A 17,147-nucleotide genomic window follows, 5' to 3' on the forward strand; every position below is an offset into this window, starting at 1 on the left:
CAACGACGGCACCACGACCACCTCGTTCACGGTGGACGCGGCGGACCGCACCACGTCGACCACGATGGACCCGGGCGGGCTCGCCCGGACCAACAAGGTCTCCTACGACCCGGACGACAACGTCGTGTCCGAGACGGACTACGACCCGACCGGCGACACCAGCACCACCGACACGCGCTACGACGCGCTCGGCAACGTCACCGGCAACACCGTCCACGACGGCACCACCGCGCCGGTCGGCCGCTGGAAGCTCAACGAGACCAGCGGCACCAACGCGGCGGACTCCTCCGGCGGCACCAACAAGGTCACCCTCGGCACCGGCGTCACCCGCTCCACCGAGCAGGGCGGCAGCGCCGTCTTCGACGGCACGGCCAACGCGTACGGCCAGGGCACCGGCCCGGCCGTCAACACCAACGGCAGCTTCACCGTCTCGACCTGGGTGAAGCTCGCCGACACCACCGCCAACCACACGTTCGTCTCCCAGGACGGCACGGCCGACCACGGCTTCCAGCTGTACTACTCGACGGCGTACGGCTGGACGTTCAACCGGACCTCCGGCGACGTGGCGTCCCCGACGCTGGCGCGTGCCACCTCCGGCACGGCGGCGGTGACGGCCAACACCTGGACGCATCTGACGGGTGTCTACGACGCGACGGCCGGGGAGATCCGGCTGTACGTCAACGGCGCGCTGAAGGCGACCACTCCGTACAGCGGCTCCTGGGAGGCCACCGGGCCGCTCCAGATCGGCCGCCGTATGTCGGGCGGCACGCAGGGCGAGTACCACAAGGGCTCCCTCGCGGACGTCCAGGTCTACGGCGAGGCGCTCACCGCGACGCAGGTCTCCGGCGTCTACGGCAAGACCCTGCCCGCCGCGGGCAGCTCGGTGCGCAGCACCAGCTGGAAGCTGGACCAGCGCGGCATGCCCCTCTCGGTGACCGACGCCAACGGCGCGACCACCGACTACGGCTACGACGAGTCGGGCCAGCAGACCAGCGTCACCGAGCCGGCGGTCAACGCCGAGCAGAACGGCGGCACTCCGACCTCCGTCCGCCCGGTCTCGCTCACCGGCTACAACACCTATGGCGAGCAGACCGAGTCCTCCGACCCGCTCGGCAACGTCACGGTCACCGCCTACGACGGCGAGGGCCAGGAGGCGTCCACGACGCTTCCCGACTACACCGCGCCGGGTGCCTCGACGCCGATCAAGGCGGTGTCCTGGAACGAGTACAACCACCTCGGCCAGGTCTCCGCGGAGGTCGACGCGCTGGGCAACCGCACCGAGTACACCTACACCCAGCTGGGCGACCTGGCCTCGGTGAAGGAGCCGGGCGGCGACACCACCCGATACACCTACGACACCAACGGCGACCAACTGTCGGCGACCCGCCCCAACGGCGCCCGCCAGGAGTCGACCTACGACTACCTGGGCCGCGAGGTCACCAGCACGGACATCGTCCGCCAGCCCACCCAGCGCGCGTTCACGGCGATCAACTACTACGACGCGCCGGGGCAGCAGCTGTCCCGCCGGGTGAGCCCGGCCGGGGTCCCCGAGTCGTACACGTACAACGCGCTCGGCGAGGTCGCGTCCACCACGGACGGGGCCAACAACACCACGCGGTTCACCTACGACAAGGACGGTGAGCTCCTCACCTCCACCGACCCGGACGGCACCAGCACCAAGAACACGTACAACGGGTTCGGCGAGCTGTCCTCGATCAGCGACCTGGACGCCAACGGCGCGGTGCTGCGCACCAGCGGCGCGACGTACGACCGGATGGGCAACGCGGTCTCCACGACCGACTTCCGCGGCCACACCACCGCCTTCACGGTGGACCCGACGGGTCTGGTCACCAAGGCCGTGCAGCCGGTCTCCGCGACGGAGTCGATCACCACGACCTACGGGTACGACGTCGGCGGTCACCGCACGCGCTCCACCGACGGCCGGGGCAACGCGTTCCTGACCACGTACAACACCTGGGGCCTGGAGGAGTCGCAGATCGAGCCCTCCACCCCGGCCTACCCGAACGCGGCGGACCGCACCTTCACGCTGGTGTACGACGCCAACGGCAATGTGCGCGAGCAGCGCTCGCCCGGCGGGGTGACCGTCACCAGCGAGTACGACGCCAAGGGCCGCCTCACCAAGCAGCACGGCACCGGTGCCGAGGCCGCGACGGCCGACCACACCTACACCTATGACTCGGACGACCGGATCACCTCGGTGACCGGCACCGACTCCGACACCGGAAAGGACACCTTCGGCTACGACGACCGCGGCCAGCTGCTGTCGACCAGCGGACCTTCGGGCACCGCGTCCTTCGCCTACAACGGCGACGGCGGGATGACCTCGCGCACGGACGCCTCGGGCACCTCCAGCTACGGCTACGACGGCGACGGACGGCTGTCCACGGTCAACGACGGCGCCACCGGCTCCGCGCTGACCTACGGCTACGACGTCAACAGCAACGTCAAGTCGATCGACTACGGCACCGGCAAGGCCAAGCGCGCCTTCGGCTACGACGCCCTGGAGCAGCTCAAGTCGGACACCCTGACCTCCCCGACCGGCAAGACCCTCGCCTCGGTGAGCTACGGGTACGACGAGAACGGCAACGAGACGTCGAAGACGACCACCGGGGTCGCGGGCGCGTCCGCCAACACCTACACCTACGACTGGGCGAACCGCCTGGCGTCCTGGAACAACGGGACGACGACCGAGGGCTACGGCTACGACGCCTCCGGCAACCGGACGCGGGTGGGCGGCGACACCTACACCTACGACGCCCGCAACCAGCTCAGCTCCGACGGGCACAACTCGTACACGTACACCGCCCGCGGCACGATGAGCACGCTCACCGACGAGCAGGGCAAGCAGACGGCGGTCAAGTCCGACGCCTTCAACCGGGTGATCAACGAAGGGGACCGCACCTACACCTACGACGGCCTGGACCGGGTGCTCAGCGCCAACGACCCGGGCATGGTCCCGGTGTTCCAGTTCGCCTACAGCGGCACCGGCAACGAGGTCGCGAGCGACGGTTCGGCCACCTACAGCCGCAACGCCGATGGCTCGCTGGTCGGGGTGAAGGACGCCTCGCGTTCCGCCCTGACGATGACCGATCTGCACGACGACGTCATCGCGCAGTTCACGGCGGGCGGCGAGGCGCTCAGCGGCTCGACCACCTACTCGCCGTTCGGCAAGGTCGGCCAGACCAGCACCATGCTGGGACGCCTCGGCTACCAGTCGGGCTGGACCGACCCGGAGACCGCCAAGGTCAACATGGCGGCGCGCTGGTACTCGCCGCAGACCGGCCAGTTCAACAGCCGCGACACCGCGGACGTGTCGGACGCGGCGTCCTCGGTCACCGGCAACAGGTTCGCCTACGGCGACGACAACCCGATGACGATGACCGACCCCACCGGTCACTGGAGCTTCGGCGGCGCCTGGAAGAAGTTCAAGAAGAAGGTCAAGCACGTCGCCAAGTCGGCGTGGCACAAGACCAAGAAGGCCGTCAAGCACGTCGCCAAGGCCGTCAAGAAGGCCGCGAAGAAGATCAAGCACGCGGTCAAGAAGGCGGTCAAGCGGGTCAAGCACGCGGTCCGCAAGGCCGTGCACTACGTGCACGACGCCGTCAAGAAGGTCAAGAGATACGTCAAGCGGACGTACAAGCGCGTCAGGCACTACGTCCACAAGGTCGCCAAGGCCGTCAAGCACGCGGTGAAGCGGGTCGCCAAGGCGGTCAAGCACGTCGCCCACAAGGTGGTCAAGGCCGCCAAGAAGGTGGGCCGGGCCGTCAAGAAGGCCGCCAAGGCCACGGCCAACTACGTGAAACAGCACGCCTCGACCATCGTCCCGATGGTGGTGGGCATCGCCGGTGCGGTGGCCTGTACGGCACTGACCGCCGGTGTCGGCGCGGTGGCGTGCGCCGCGGCGGCCGGAGCACTGGCCAACGCGGTCGGCTACGCGATGAGCGACGGACCCCACACCCTGAGCGGCTTCCTGGGAGCCGCCGCGATCGGCGCGGGCACCGGGCTGATCGGCATGGGCGCGGGCGCGGCGGTCGGCCGGGCCCTGGCGGGCAGCGCCCTGGGCGCGGTGGCCAGGGGCGGCCTGTCGGGCATCGCGGCCGGAGCGGCCGAGAGCGGTTCGTACTACGGGGCCACCTGCGCGGGCAGCGAGGACGGCTGCAGCGTCAGCGGCGCCGTGAAGGCGACCGCGGCGGGCGCGGCGCTCGGCGGCATCTTCGGCGCCGTCGGCGGCAAGGTGCGCGGCGGCTGCCACAGCTTCAGCGGGCAGACCTCGGTCGTGCTCGCGAGCGGTGCGGCCCGGCCCATCAGCCAGGTCAAGGTCGGCGACCTCGTCCTGACCGCCGAGCCGGGCAAGGACAAGAAGGAGGTCCACAAGGTCACCAAGGTCCATGTGACCAAGCACGACCGGGACTTCGTGGACCTGACGGTCGCCACCAAGGAGGGCCCCAAGCCGCTCCACACCACGGCGCTCCACCAGATCTACGAGACGACCGCCAAGACGTGGACGCGGGCGAAGGACCTGCACCCGGGCCAGCGGATCCAGACCCTCGACGGCTCCACCGCCGAGGTCCTCAACGCCCGCGCCTTCTCCAGCGCCACGACCGTCACCTACGACCTGACCGTCGACGGACTGCACACCTACTTCGTCACGGTCGGCGACGAGTCGCTGCTCGTCCACAACTGCAACGCGCCGAAGAACGTCGACGCCACGATCTCCGCGAAGACCCGGGCGCACGTGCTCAACGGCGACGTCAACGACAAGGGCGCGTTCGGCGGGTGGCACATGCACCCCAAGCAGTCCGGCGGCATCCCGGCCAACCGCTACATCAACGGCGAGCTGAGCACCAACGCCGACGGCTCGGTGACCGTCCGCGGCACCAACGGCGAGGGCAACGGCAAGGTCGGGGCCATCCGGGAGGACGGCACCACCCTGGAGAAGGACGGCAGCGCCGGCCAGACGTTCTTCCCGGAGGACTGGACGGCCGATGACATCATGGAAGCCGGAGCGAAGCTGTTCTGCTCCGGGAAGTACAAGTACGGCAACACGAGAGTGACGCACACGCACAGGGGAGTGAAGATGCAGGGCTTCCTGGAGAAGGGGGGCGACGGCGTCTACCGGCCGTCGACCTTCTTCCCGAAGGGCAAGTGATGACCGGCTCCGACCGACCGGCCGTGTGGTCGTTCACCCTGGACGAGGACGAGGACTGGGTTCCGTCCAGGGAGCCCGCCGGGGACGAGAACCTCCGGCGGGCGGTGGAGACGCTGCTCCTGGGGATCGCCTCGGCCAAGGCCGCCGAGGCCTACCTCGCGGCGTGGCGCGCCGACACCGAGCGCTGGGGGTCGGGGTTCTCCCTGTCGACCGCCGGCGCCGGGGCCGAGCGGGTCTCCGCCGGGACCGTCCGGCTGGTCGACCTGTACGGGCAGTTCGAGGACTGCGACATCGCGGCGGACGAGTTCGACGCGATGCTCCGGGACTACCTGGCGGCCGCCCGGGCCGCCGAGGGCTAGCGGTACGGCCGGGCCGCCGTCGGCCCGGCCGTGCACAACGAGCGGTGCCCGGACCCCTTGTGGGGGTCCGGGCACCTTTCACGTTCCAGTCAGCCGCCTGACCGTCAGAACGTGAGCTTGAAGTTGTCGATGTAGCCCGTGTCGTACCGCGCCTTGTCCTGGACCTTCAGCTTCCAGGTGCCGTTGGCGACCTCCGAGGAGGCGTTCACGGTGTACGTGGTGTCGATGTTGTCCGTCGAGCCGCCGGTCCCGGTGGTCTTGAGGGAGTACACCGAGCCGTCGGGCGCCACCAGGTCGATCTGGAGGTCGCCGATGTAGGTGTGGACGATCTTGACGCCGACCTTGAGGGCGCTGGGCGCGTTGCCCGTGACACCGGTGACGTTGACCGACGAGGTGACCGCCGCTCCCGGGGAGTCCGGGATGTTGACGTTGGTGCCGTTCTCGAAGACCTTGCCGCCGCCCGGGTCGCCGCCGTGGCGGGCGCCGACCGCGATGGCCGCCCACGCGTCGGTGATGTTGTTGACCTCGGCGCTGCCGGCGCCGTACAGCTCGGTCGCCGCGGCGATCGTGCCGTCGCGGGCACCCTTGTAGTCGGTGCTGGAGTTGAACTTGGTGGTGAGCGCCTTGTACCAGATCAGCTGGGCCTTGTCGCGGCCGATGCCGGTGACCGGCAGGCCGTCGGAGGTCGGCGAGTTGTAGGTCACGCCGTTGATGACCTTGGTGCCGCTGCCCTCGGAGGCCAGGTAGAACCAGTGGTTCGCCGGGCCGGAGGAGTAGTGGACGTCCAGGTTGCCGATGCCGGCGTACCAGCTGTCCTTGGAGCCGCCGTCCTTGCTCGGCTGGTCCATGTAGCGCAGCGGGGTGCCGTCGCCGTTGATGTTGATCTTCTCGCCGATGAGGTAGTCGCCGACGTCGGAGCTGTTGTTGGCGTAGAACTCCACCGCGGTGCCGAAGATGTCCGAGGTCGCCTCGTTGAGGCCGCCGGACTCACCGCTGTACTCCAGGCCCGCCGTGTTGGAGGTGACGCCGTGCGTCATCTCGTGGCCGGCCACGTCCAGCGAGGTCAGCGGGTCGTTGTTGCCCGAGCCGTCGCCGTACGTCATGCAGAAGCAGCTGTCGTCCCAGAACGCGTTGACGTACGCGTTGCCGTAGTGGACGCGGGAGTACGCGCCGACGCCGTCGCCCTTGATGCCGCTGCGGCCGAAGACGTTCTTGTAGAAGTCCCAGGTCTCCCCGGCGCCGTAGGCGGCGTCGGCGCCCGCGGTGGCGGCGTTGGAGTTGGTGCCGTCGCCCCAGGTGTCGTTCGTCTGGGAGAACAGCGTGCCGGTGCCGGACGAGCCGTGGTTCAGGTTGTACGTCTTGTGGCCGCCGCGGCCGCCGTCGGTCAGCGTGTAGTTCGAGCCCGACTGCGTGGTGCCGAGGGTGACCTGGCCGCTGTAGTGGGTGTTGCCGACACCGGTCTCGATGCCCTGCCACTGGTACAGCTTCGCGCCGGTCGACGCGTCGGTGATGACGTGCAGCTGGTTCGGGGTGCCGTCGTCCTGCAGACCGCCGACGACCGTCTCGTACGCGAGGGTCGGCGTGCCCTTGGCCATCCAGACGACCTTGCGCGGGGCGCGGTCGGCGGTGGCCTTCTTGGCGCCCTTGTCGGCGGCGGCCGCGAGGGCCTGCTTCTGCGCGCCGGCCGGACCCTGCTTGGCGGTGGTGGCGATGTTCTTCAGCTCGGCGCGGTTGGCCTTGAGGACGGCCTGGGTGGCGCCGCCCGCGGCGGTGTCGACGACGAGGTCGCCGCCGAGGACCGGGAGTCCGGCGTAGGTGCGCTCGTACCGCGTGTGCTGGGTGCCGTTCTGGTCCTTGGTCACATCGCGGACGACGAGCTTCTCCTGCGCGCCGAGGCCGAGCTGCTTGGCGGTCTCGGCCGTCTTGTCGCCGGCCTGGCGTATGAGCTCGGCCCGCTGCGAGGGCGAGAGCTTGGCGGGCAGAGCGCCCGGGTTGCGTACGGCCTGCGCCTTGAGGGCGGCGGCCGACGCGGAGTCGTCGGGACGTGCGCTGGCGCTACCTGCCTGGACTCCGACGGTGAGCATGGCGGCTGCGGAGAGCAGAGCGGCGGTGGCGGTGGCACGACGACGGTGCGTGGATCTCACGCGAACTCCTTCTGCGAGGGGGGTACCGGCGGCTGGGTCGGCCGTCCGGGCGGAGCATGCGGAGCGGTGGTTCTTGGATCGGGGAGAGAGTGCCAGGAGTGGCCGACTGCTGTCAGGAGCGCGTCAAGAAGTTGGCCGGAATTCGTTCGTTGTACGAAGGACGCCGTTCGTTAAGCGGACGTTTCCTTTGTCAACACCATGTGTACGGGGGGCAGTTGGGTGCGCCGCGATCGACGGGAGTGTCCGGATACGCACCCTGTCCCACCAGCACGAAAGCCGTCCGGAGCGGTCGCGGAAGCCGCTCGCGACAATGGCCGCAATGTGTCTCCGCACTTGTCCGTCCCGGAGCCCGCCGGGCGTCCGCCAGGCGGACAGTGGGACGGGTGCGGCGGCGATCCGGTTCCCGCCGCCGCACCCTTTCCGCTAGGCGAGGCTCTCGCGCCAGGCCCGGTGCAGATCGGCGAACCGGCCGGTCCCCGCGATGAGTTCGGCGGGCCGGCCGTCCTCGACGACGCGGCCGTGCTCCATCACCAGCACCCGGTCCGCGATCTCCACGGTCGACAGCCGGTGGGCGATCACGACGGCGGTACGGCCGTGCAGCACCGTGTGCATCGCGCGCTGGACCGCCCGCTCGCCCGGGATGTCCAGGGACGAGGTCGCCTCGTCGAGGATCAGCACCGCCGGGTCCGCGAGCAGCGCCCGGGCGAAGGCGACCAGCTGGCGCTGGCCCGCCGAGATGCGTCCGCCGCGCTTGCGTACGTCCGTGTCGTAGCCGTCCGGCAGCCGGGTGATGAAGTCGTGCGCGCCGATCGCCTTCGCGGCCCGCTCGATCTCCTCGCGGCTCGCCTCGGGGCGGCCGATGGCGATGTTGTCGGCGACCGTGCCGGAGAAGAGGAACGCCTCCTGGGTGACCATGACGACCCCGCGCCGCAGCTCGGGAACGGCCAGTTCGCGCAGATCTACGCCGTCGAGCAGGACGCGGCCCGTGGAAGGGTCGTAGAAGCGGGCGAGCAGCTTGGCGAGGGTGGACTTGCCCGCGCCGGTCGAGCCGACCACGGCCACGGTCTGCCCGGCCGGGATGGTCAGGTCGAAGCGGGGGAGGACCTCACCGCCCGTACGGTACGAGAACCCGACGCCCTCGAACTCGACGCGCCGCCCCGGCAGTTCACCGGACCGCTCCGGCAGCGGCACCGGCCGCTCGGGCTCGGGCACGGTCGGGACCTGGGCAAGGAGTCCGGCGATCTTCCCTAGGGAGGAGACGGCCGCCTCGTACGAGTTGAGGAACATCCCGAGCCGGTCGATCGGGTCGTAGAGCCGCCGCAGATACAGCACGGCGGCGGCCAGCACGCCCAGCGCGAGGGTGCCGTCGGCGACCCGGTAGGCGCCCCACAGCACCATCGCGGCGACGGCGGTGTTGGCGACCAGACGCGACCCCACCACGTACTGGGCCATCTCCAGGATGGCGTCGCCGTTGGTGCGCTCGTGCGTGTGGTTGAGCTTCTGGAACTCCTCGTCGTTGGTCCGCTCGCGGCGGAACGCCTGGACCGGCCGGATGCCGTTGAGGGTCTCCGCGAACTTGACGATCACGGCGGCGATCGCCGTCGAGCGGGCGTCGAACGCGCGCGAAGCGCGGCGCCGGTAGCGGCGGATCAGCAGGTGCAGCGGCGCGTACGAGGCGACGGCGAGCGCGCCGATGCCCCAGTCGAGCCAGAGCAGCACGACGCAGATGTACACACCGGAGAGCACCACGCCGATGAGCTCCTGGAGCCCCTCGTTGAACAGCTCGCGCAGCGACTCCACGTCGGAGGTGGAGCGGGAGATGAGCCGGCCCGAGGTGTACCGCTCGTGGAAGTCCACGCTCAGCGCCTGCGCGTGCCTGAAGATCCGCCCGCGCAGATCGAGCAGCACGTCCTGGCCGACGCGGGTGGAGGCGCTGATGAACGCGTACTGGAGCAGCCCGGCCCCCAGCGCGCAGACGAGGTACCCGGCGCCGACGGCCACCAGTGGCCCGTAGTCGTCCTCGCGGAACGCGGGCACGCCCCGGTCGATGGCGTACGCGACGAGCAGCGGCCCCGCCTGCACGGCGGCCTGCTGCAACAGAATGAGCAGCGCGGTGACCACGACGCGGCGCCGCATGGGGCGGAGCAGGTCGAGGAGGAGGGCGCGGGTGGCGCCGGCGGGGGAGGGAAGGGCGTCGCGATCGAACGGATCGTCCTGCGGCGGGGTTCTCGGCCCTTCCGGCTCCTCCGGATCGGCCTGCCGCTCCGCGCCGATGGTGGTCGTCATCGTTCTTCCCCCTCGTCCCCCGCGCCGGACATCAGCCAGGCGTACTCGGCGTTGCTGCGCAGCAGTTCCTGATGCGTGCCGACGGCGGCGATGCGGCCGCCGGAGAGCAGCGCGACCCGGTCGGCGAGCATCACCGTCGACGGGCGGTGGGCGACGACCAGCGCGGTGGTCTCGCGCAGGACGTCGCGCAGGGCCGCCTCGACGCGGGCCTCGGTGTGGACGTCGAGGGCGGAGAGCGGGTCGTCGAGCACCAGGAACCTGGGCCGCCCGACGACCGCCCGCGCGAGGGCGAGCCGCTGGCGCTGCCCGCCGGAGAGGCTGAGCCCCTGCTCGCCGACCTGGGTCTCGACGCCGTGCGGCAGCTCCCGTACGAACCCCGCCTGCGCGACGTCGAGCGCCCGGTCGAGGTCGTCGGTGTCGCCGCCGCCCATGAGGACGTTCTCGCCCACGGAGGCGGAGAAGAGGGTCGGCTCCTCGAACGCCACGGCGACGAGCGCGCGCAGCTCGTCGCGCGGCATGCCCGCGATGTCGACGCCGTCGAGGGTGATGCGCCCCCCGGTCGCCTCGTACAGCCGCGGCACGAGCGCGGTGAGCGTGGTCTTCCCCGACCCGGTCCCCCCGACGATGGCCATGGTCTCGCCGCTGCGGATGTGCAGATCGATCTCGGAGAGGAGGGGCGGGCTGTCGCTGGGGGCGTCGGGGTAGCGGAAGGCGACGTGGTGGAACCGGATGCCGAGGTTTTCGTCTGCGGGTTGTGTGTGGCTGGTCGCGCAGTTCCCCGCGCCCCTAGGCATCTCCAGCCCCTCCGGCGTTTGAGGAGCGGGGTCCGGGGCGGAGCCCCGAAGGCGGGGTGCAGGGGCCGCAGGCCCCGCGTGGGGGTCCGGGGGCGTAGCCCCCGGGAGACCGCCCTTACCCCCACCCACCCCCGGAGGGTTTAGGGAAGGGGCGGGGAGGGGCTCATCCAGGACCTCAAAGAATCGCTCCGTCGCCGTCCCCGCCTCCTGGCTCATCGCCAGCAGGAACCCGATCGAGTCCACCGGCCACCGAAGGGCCAGCGCCGTGGACAGGAACGCCACCAACGTCCCGGCCGACAGGCCCCCGTCGGCCACCCGCACAGTCCCCAGCACCAGCGCCGCCCCGATGGCCAGCTCCGGAATCGCCGTGATCACACCCCACAGCGCCGCCAGCAGCCGCGCCTTGTGCAGCTCCGTGCCCCGCAGCTCCCGCGCCAGCGAACCGAACGCCCGCGCCTGGCTGCGATGCCGCCCGAACCCCTTGATGATCCGCACGCCGAGCACGCTCTCCTCGACCAGCGTCGTCAGATCGCCCACCTGGTCCTGCGCCCGCCGCGCCGCCAGCGAGTACCGCGTCTCGAAGAGCGAGCACAGCCCCACCAGCGGCACCACGGGCACGATCAGCACCAGCCCCAGCGTCCACTCCTGGGACAGCAGGATGACGAAACCCACCAGAATCGTCACCGCGTTGACCAGCAGGAACGTCAGCGGGAACGCCAGGAACATCCGTACCAGACTCAGATCCGTCGTCCCCCGCGACAGCAACTGGCCCGACGGCCACCGGTCGTGGAAGGAGACGGGCAGCCGTTGCACATGCCGGTACAGATCCGCCCGCATCGCCGCCTCCACCCCCGCCAGCGGCCGCGCCACCAGCCACCGCCGCAGGCCGAAGAGGAGCGCCTCCGCCACCCCGAGCAGCAGCAGGACGAGCGCCCCCAGCCAGACCCCGCCGGGGTCGCCGTCGCTCACCGGCCCGTCGACGATCCACTTCAGTACGAGCGGGATCAGCAGTCCGAGACAGGACGCGAGCACGGCGATGAAAGCCGCGCTGAACAGCCGAGTTCGAACGGGACGCACGTACGGCCAGAGCCTCAGCAGCGTACGGACCGTCGACTGGTTCTTGGTGGGTGCATGTATGTCTGGCATCAATCATCGAGCCTAAACTTCCCCACCGACAACGCCCACAGGCTTTTTGACCGGGGACCAAGGTCGTAGAGGCCGTGCACCATCCGCCCTAGCCCGTCACGCGCAGCACCTGTACCGACCGCGCCCCCACCCTCACCTCCACCCCACCCCGATGCACCCGCCCGGCCACCCCCGCCTGGTCCTCCAGCGCCGTGTCGACCACCACCTCGTACCCCTCGCCCCACGGCGCCCCCGGCACCACGAACCCCGTCGGGCGGCTGCCCGCGTGCAGCACGATCAGGAAGCTGTCGTCCACCACCGGCGCGCCGAAGGCGTCCCGCCCGGGGATATCACGGCCCGACAGGTACAGGCCGAGCGTGGACGTCGGCGCGTACCAGTCCCGCTCCGTCATCTCCGATCCGCGCGCCGTGAACCACGCCAGGTCCCGCAGCCCGTCCGCCCGCTGCGCCCGGCCGGAGAAGAACGCGCGCCGCCGCAGCACCGGATGGCGGTGGCGCAACGCGACCAGCCGGCGCGCCAGTTCGAGCAGCCCGCGCGGGCCCGGCTCGTCAAGGAGGGACCAGTCGACCCACCCCACCTCGCCGTCCTGGCAGTACGCGTTGTTGTTGCCCCCCTGCGTACGCCCCATCTCGTCCCCGGCCACCAGCATCGGCACCCCCGTGGACACCAGCAGCGTCGTCAGCAGGTTGCGCAGCTGGCGGCGGCGCAGCGCGTTGACCCGGGGGTCGTCCGTCTCGCCCTCCACCCCGCAGTTCCAGGACCGGTTGTCGTCCGTCCCGTCCCGGTTGCCCTCCCCGTTCGCCTCGTTGTGCTTGCGCTCGTACGAGACCAGGTCCCGCAGGGTGAAGCCGTCGTGGGCCGTGACGAAGTTGATCGAGGCGTACGGGCGGCGGCCGCCCCACGCGTAGAGGTCGCTCGACCCCGACAGGCGGTAGCCCAGATCGCGCACATCTGGCAGCGCCCCCCGCCAGAAGTCCCGCACCGCGTCCCGGTACCGGTCGTTCCACTCCGTCCACAGCGGCGGGAAGGCCCCGACCTGGTACCCGCCGCGCCCCACGTCCCACGGCTCCGCGATCAGCTTGACCCGGCGCAGCACCGGGTCCTGGGCGATGACCGCGAGGAACGGGGAGAGCATGTCGACGTCGTGCATCGAGCGGGCGAGCGCCGCCGCCAGGTCGAAGCGGAAGCCGTCCACCCCCATCTCCGTCACCCAGTACCGCAGCGAGTCCGTGATCAGCCGCAGCACCTGGGGCTGCACCACGTGCAGCGTGTTGCCGCAGCCCGTGTAGTCGGCGTACCGGCGCGCGTCGGACTGGAGGCGGTAGTACCCCTTGTTGTCGATGCCGCGCAGCGACAGCGTCGGGCCGCGTTCGCCCGCCTCCGCCGTGTGGTTGTAGACCACGTCGAGGATGACCTCGATGCCCGCCGCGTGCAGCGCCCGCACCATCCGCTTGAACTCGCCGACCTGCTGGCCCGCCGTCCCCGACGCCGAGTACGCCGCGTGCGGCGCGAAGTAGCCGATCGAGTTGTAGCCCCAGTAGTTGCGCAGGCCCCGGCGCAGCAGATGGTCCTCGTGGGCGAACTGGTGCACCGGCAGCAGCTCGACCGCCGTCACCCCCAGGCGTACGAGATGGTCGAGCGCCGCCGGGTGCGCGAGGCCCGCGTACGTGCCGCGCAGCTCCTCCGGGATCCCCGGGTGCCGCTTGGTGAAGCCGCGCACATGCAGCTCGTAGATGACCGAGTCGGCCCACGGCGTCTTCGGGCGGCGGTCGTCGGCCCAGTCGTCGTCATCGTGGACGACGACCCCCTTGGGGACGTACGGCGCCGAGTCCCGGTCGTCCCGTACGGTGTCGGCCACCTGCTGCTGCGGCCAGTCCCGCACGTGTCCGTACACCTGCGGCGGCAGCGCGAAGTCGCCGTCGACCGCGCGCGCGTACGGGTCGAGCAGCAGCTTCGAGTGGTTCCAGCGGGCCCCCGTCCACGGGTCCCAGCGGCCGTGCACCCGGTAGCCGTACCGCTGCCCGGGTCGCACGCCCGGCACGAAGCCGTGCCAGATCTCATGGGTGAGCTCGACCAGGGCCAGCCGGGTCTCGGTGCCCGCCGTGTCGAACAGGCACAGCTCCACCGACTCCGCCCCGCCCGCCCACAGCGCGAAGTTGGTGCCCGCCACCCCGTCCGGCCCCACCCGGAACCGGGCCCCCAATGGTGTCGGTGCGCCCGGCCAGACCGCCGGGCGCACCGCGCCGGGACCGGCCCGCGGACCGCGCCGGCCGTTCAGTTCCCGGTGCCCTTCCCTCTGCGGAACCGGGCGCCCCACCCCCCGCTCCGCCTCCTGCTCGGCTGCGCTCGACACCCCTCGGCCTCCCGCGGCTCGGCGCCTGGACGGAGCGCGGCGTCCCGGCCGCGGCTCCCCACGCGTGTCCTCGCAGGTTTTCTTCCCGTTACCCGGCTCGTACTCACGTTTCCCCCGGCGGGGCGCGGTCGTTGACCGGGCGTGAGATTCGTACTGAAGCGGGCAGGGGCGACCACCGCGGCCGCCCTGACATGGGCGGGACTGACGGCGGCGCTGGTGGCCGGGCTGGCCGGGTGCAGCGGGGACCACCTGGACATCGGCGGGGTCGACGGGGTCAAGGACGTCGTCGCGGGCAAGGCGCGATCGCCCCGGGACGTGATCCTGGTGACCCCCGAGGACGGGGCCAAGGGCGTCAAGGCGGACGGGAGGATCGAGGTGCGGGTGCCCGGCGGGCGCCTGGAGCGGGTCAGGGTGATGAAGGCCGAGGACGCGCAGCCCGAGGAGGTGCCGGGCCGGATCACCGAGGACGGGCTCTCCTGGGAGCCGAGCCAGGACGCGGGGCGGCTCGAACTGGCCGCCAAGTACACGGTGGACGCGGTGGCGCTGGACGGCCACGGCCACCGCCAGGCCCGCCACACCACCTTCACCACGCTGGTGCCCGAGCACCGGTTCATCGGCTACTTCAAGCCGGAGAACCGCTCGACGGTCGGCGTCGGCATGATCGTCTCGTTCAACTTCAACCAGGCGATCGAGAACAGGGCGGCCGTGGAGCGCGCCATCAAGGTCACCTCGACGCCGCCGGTCGAGGTCGTGGGCCACTGGTTCGGCAAGGAGCGCCTGGACTTCCGGCCCAGGGAGTACTGGAAGCCCGGCACCAAGGTCGCCGTGGACATGCGGCTGCGTGACGTCCCCGGCGCCCCCGGGGTCTACGGCATCCAGGAGAAGCGGATCGGGTTCACCATCGGGCGCGACCAGCAGTCCCTGGTGGACGCCGACGCGCACACGATGGAGGTGCGCCGAGGCGGCGAGCTGGTCAGTACGGTCCCGATCTCGGCGGGGGCGCCGAAGAACACCACGTACAACGGCAAGATGGTCGTCACCGAGATGTTCGACGTGACCCGGATGAACAGCCGCACGGTCGGCTTCGGCGGGGAGTACGACATCCCGGACGTGCCGCACGCGATCCGGCTGACCGCCTCCGGGACCTTCCTGCACGGCAACTACTGGGCGTCCTCCGGCACCTTCGGCTCCAGCAACACCAGCCACGGCTGTGTGGGCCTGCGCGATGTGAAGGGCGGCAGCCCGGACACCCCGGCGGGCTGGTTCTTCGACCGCACGCTCGTCGGGGACGTGGTGGAAGTCATTAACTCCCGGGACAAAACGGTCGCGGCCGACAACGGGCTCGGTGGCTGGAACCTGGACTGGGCGAAGTGGAGGGCGGGCTCGGCCCTCTGACCCTCCCTCGCCGGCCGGCCCGGCCCGTACAGGCCCCCGGTGACGTCTGGATGTAGCCACAGCGAACGCACAGGACTATTGGGACTGAACAGTGACATTCGCGTGGCGGTGAGTGTGCGTCCGGTGTGATTACCTAGGCAATCGTGTGCGCGCGAGGACGCGCGCGGGGGTGTTTTTCAGTGCGGGCCGTGGCGTGATCCAGGCCGTGCGAGGGGAGAGAACTGTCGTGAACGGGCAGCACATATCGGGGGCTCCGACGAGAGCGGCGGGGCGGCGCGGTACGCCGGGTCTGCTGGCTCTTCTGCTGGGGGCGCTGCTCCTGCTGGTCACCGCGTGCGGTGGCGGCGACGACTCCGCCGGCGGCGGTGACGGCAAGGGCAAGGGCGGCGCCGGCAAGGCGGGCGAGGACACCAAGGCCTCGGCCGCGGTCGTCACCATCGCGCCCAAGGACGGCGCGAGCGACGTGCAGACGAGCGGCGCGCTGAAGGTCTCCGCCTCGCAGGGCAAGCTGACCGCCGTCGCGGTCGCGGACACCAAGGGCAACGCGGTGGCCGGAAAGATCTCCGCCGACGGCACCGGCTGGAGCCCGGACCAGCACCTCGCCTCCGCCACCAAGTACAAGGTCCACGCGGTCGCCAAGGACGACGACGGCCGGGAGTCCGCCAAGGACACCACGTTCACCACGCTCGTCCCCAAGAACACCTTCATCGGCACCTACGCCCCCGAGGACGGCGACACCGTCGGCGTCGGCATGCCGGTCTCCATCAACTTCAGCCGCGGCATCACCAACCCGCAGGCCGTCGAGAAGGCCATCAAGGTGACGGCCGAGCCGTCGGTGCCGGTCGAGGGCCACTGGTTCGGCAACGACCGCCTGGACTTCCGCCCGGAGAAGTACTGGGCCGCGGGCACCAAGGTGACCGTCAAGTTCAACCTGGACGGCGTCGAGGGCCGCCCGGGCGTCTACGGCAAGCAGACCCGTACGGTGAAGTTCACCGTCGGCCGCTCGCAGGTCTCCACGGTCGACGCCGCCGCCCACACCATGACCGTCGTGCGCGACGGCAAGACGCTGAAGACCATCCCGATCAGCGCGGGCTCCCCGCAGAACACCACGTACAACGGCCAGATGGTGATCAGCGAGAAGTACCAGGTGACCCGGATGAACGGCGCCACCGTGGGCTTCGGCGGCGAGTACGACATCAAGGACGTGCCGCACGCGATGCGCCTGTCCAGCTCGGGCACCTTCATCCACGGCAACTACTGGGGCGACCCGTCGGTGTTCGGCAACACCAACACCAGCCACGGCTGCGTCGGTCTGCGGGACGCGCGCGGCGCGGGCGACTCCTCGACCCCGGCGGCCTGGTTCTACGACCGCTCGCTCATCGGTGACGTGGTCGTCGTGAAGAACTCCAAGGACAAGCAGATCCAGCCCGACAACGGCCTCAACGGCTGGAACATGTCCTGGGCGGAGTGGACGAAGTAAAACGCATGTGAAGGCTACGG

General features: G+C 70.7%; 8 protein-coding genes. 4 read left to right on the top strand and 4 right to left on the bottom strand.

Annotated features, from left to right (window positions below):
- Positions 1–5,170, top strand: a 5,170-nt coding sequence (locus tag IE252_RS20695) for a LamG-like jellyroll fold domain-containing protein (RefSeq protein ID WP_190090936.1), incomplete at its 5' end; no start/stop codon positions are given.
- Positions 5,170–5,529: a hypothetical protein gene (locus IE252_RS20700; RefSeq protein ID WP_190090937.1), complete on the top strand. Its 360-nt coding sequence runs from the start codon at positions 5,170–5,172 to the stop codon at positions 5,527–5,529. The genes IE252_RS20695 and IE252_RS20700, both read left to right, overlap by 1 nt.
- Positions 5,530–5,633: 104 nt before the next feature.
- On the opposite strand, the gene IE252_RS20705 is transcribed toward IE252_RS20700, so the two are convergent.
- From IE252_RS20705 to glgX, 4 genes are all read right to left on the bottom strand, one after another.
- Positions 5,634–7,673: a M4 family metallopeptidase gene (locus IE252_RS20705; RefSeq protein ID WP_190090938.1), complete on the bottom strand. Its 2,040-nt coding sequence runs from the start codon at positions 7,671–7,673 to the stop codon at positions 5,634–5,636.
- 423 nt (positions 7,674–8,096) lie between these two features.
- Positions 8,097–9,959 carry an ABC transporter ATP-binding protein gene (locus IE252_RS20710; protein WP_190090939.1) on the bottom strand — a complete coding sequence of 621 codons (1,863 nt, stop codon included), beginning with the start codon at positions 9,957–9,959 and terminating at the stop codon, positions 8,097–8,099.
- Complete coding sequence (locus IE252_RS20715; protein WP_190090940.1) at positions 9,956–11,899, bottom strand: ABC transporter ATP-binding protein; 1,944 nt, start codon at positions 11,897–11,899, stop codon at positions 9,956–9,958. The genes IE252_RS20710 and IE252_RS20715 overlap by 4 nt, the downstream gene beginning before the upstream one ends.
- An 88-nt stretch (positions 11,900–11,987) precedes the next feature.
- Complete coding sequence (gene glgX / locus IE252_RS20720; protein WP_373298582.1) at positions 11,988–14,252, bottom strand: glycogen debranching protein GlgX; 2,265 nt, start codon at positions 14,250–14,252, stop codon at positions 11,988–11,990.
- Between the two features lie 141 nt (positions 14,253–14,393).
- Between glgX and IE252_RS20725 the strand changes: the two genes are divergently transcribed.
- Together IE252_RS20725 and IE252_RS20730 are read left to right on the top strand one after the other, a co-directional pair.
- A complete protein-coding gene (locus IE252_RS20725; RefSeq protein ID WP_190090941.1) occupies positions 14,394–15,647 on the top strand; it encodes a L,D-transpeptidase in 1,254 nt (417 codons plus the stop codon).
- A 226-nt stretch (positions 15,648–15,873) separates the two neighbouring features.
- Entirely contained in the window at positions 15,874–17,127 is a 1,254-nt protein-coding gene (locus IE252_RS20730) for a L,D-transpeptidase (protein ID WP_190090942.1), read from the top strand.
- The last annotated feature ends 20 nt before the right edge of the window (positions 17,128–17,147 follow it).

Origin of the sequence: Streptomyces melanogenes, from assembly GCF_014649795.1 — a bacterium.
Classification (GTDB): Bacteria; Actinomycetota; Actinomycetes; order Streptomycetales; family Streptomycetaceae; genus Streptomyces; species Streptomyces noboritoensis.

Coding starts and splice junctions, on each gene's coding strand:
- IE252_RS20710 (WP_190090939.1), bottom strand. CDS start 9,959: ATGACGACCACCATCGGCGCGGAGCGGCAGGCCGATCCGGAGGAGCCG.
- IE252_RS20715 (WP_190090940.1), bottom strand. CDS start 11,899: ATGCCAGACATACATGCACCCACCAAGAACCAGTCGACGGTCCGTACG.
- IE252_RS20700 (WP_190090937.1), top strand. CDS start 5,170: ATGACCGGCTCCGACCGACCGGCCGTGTGGTCGTTCACCCTGGACGAG.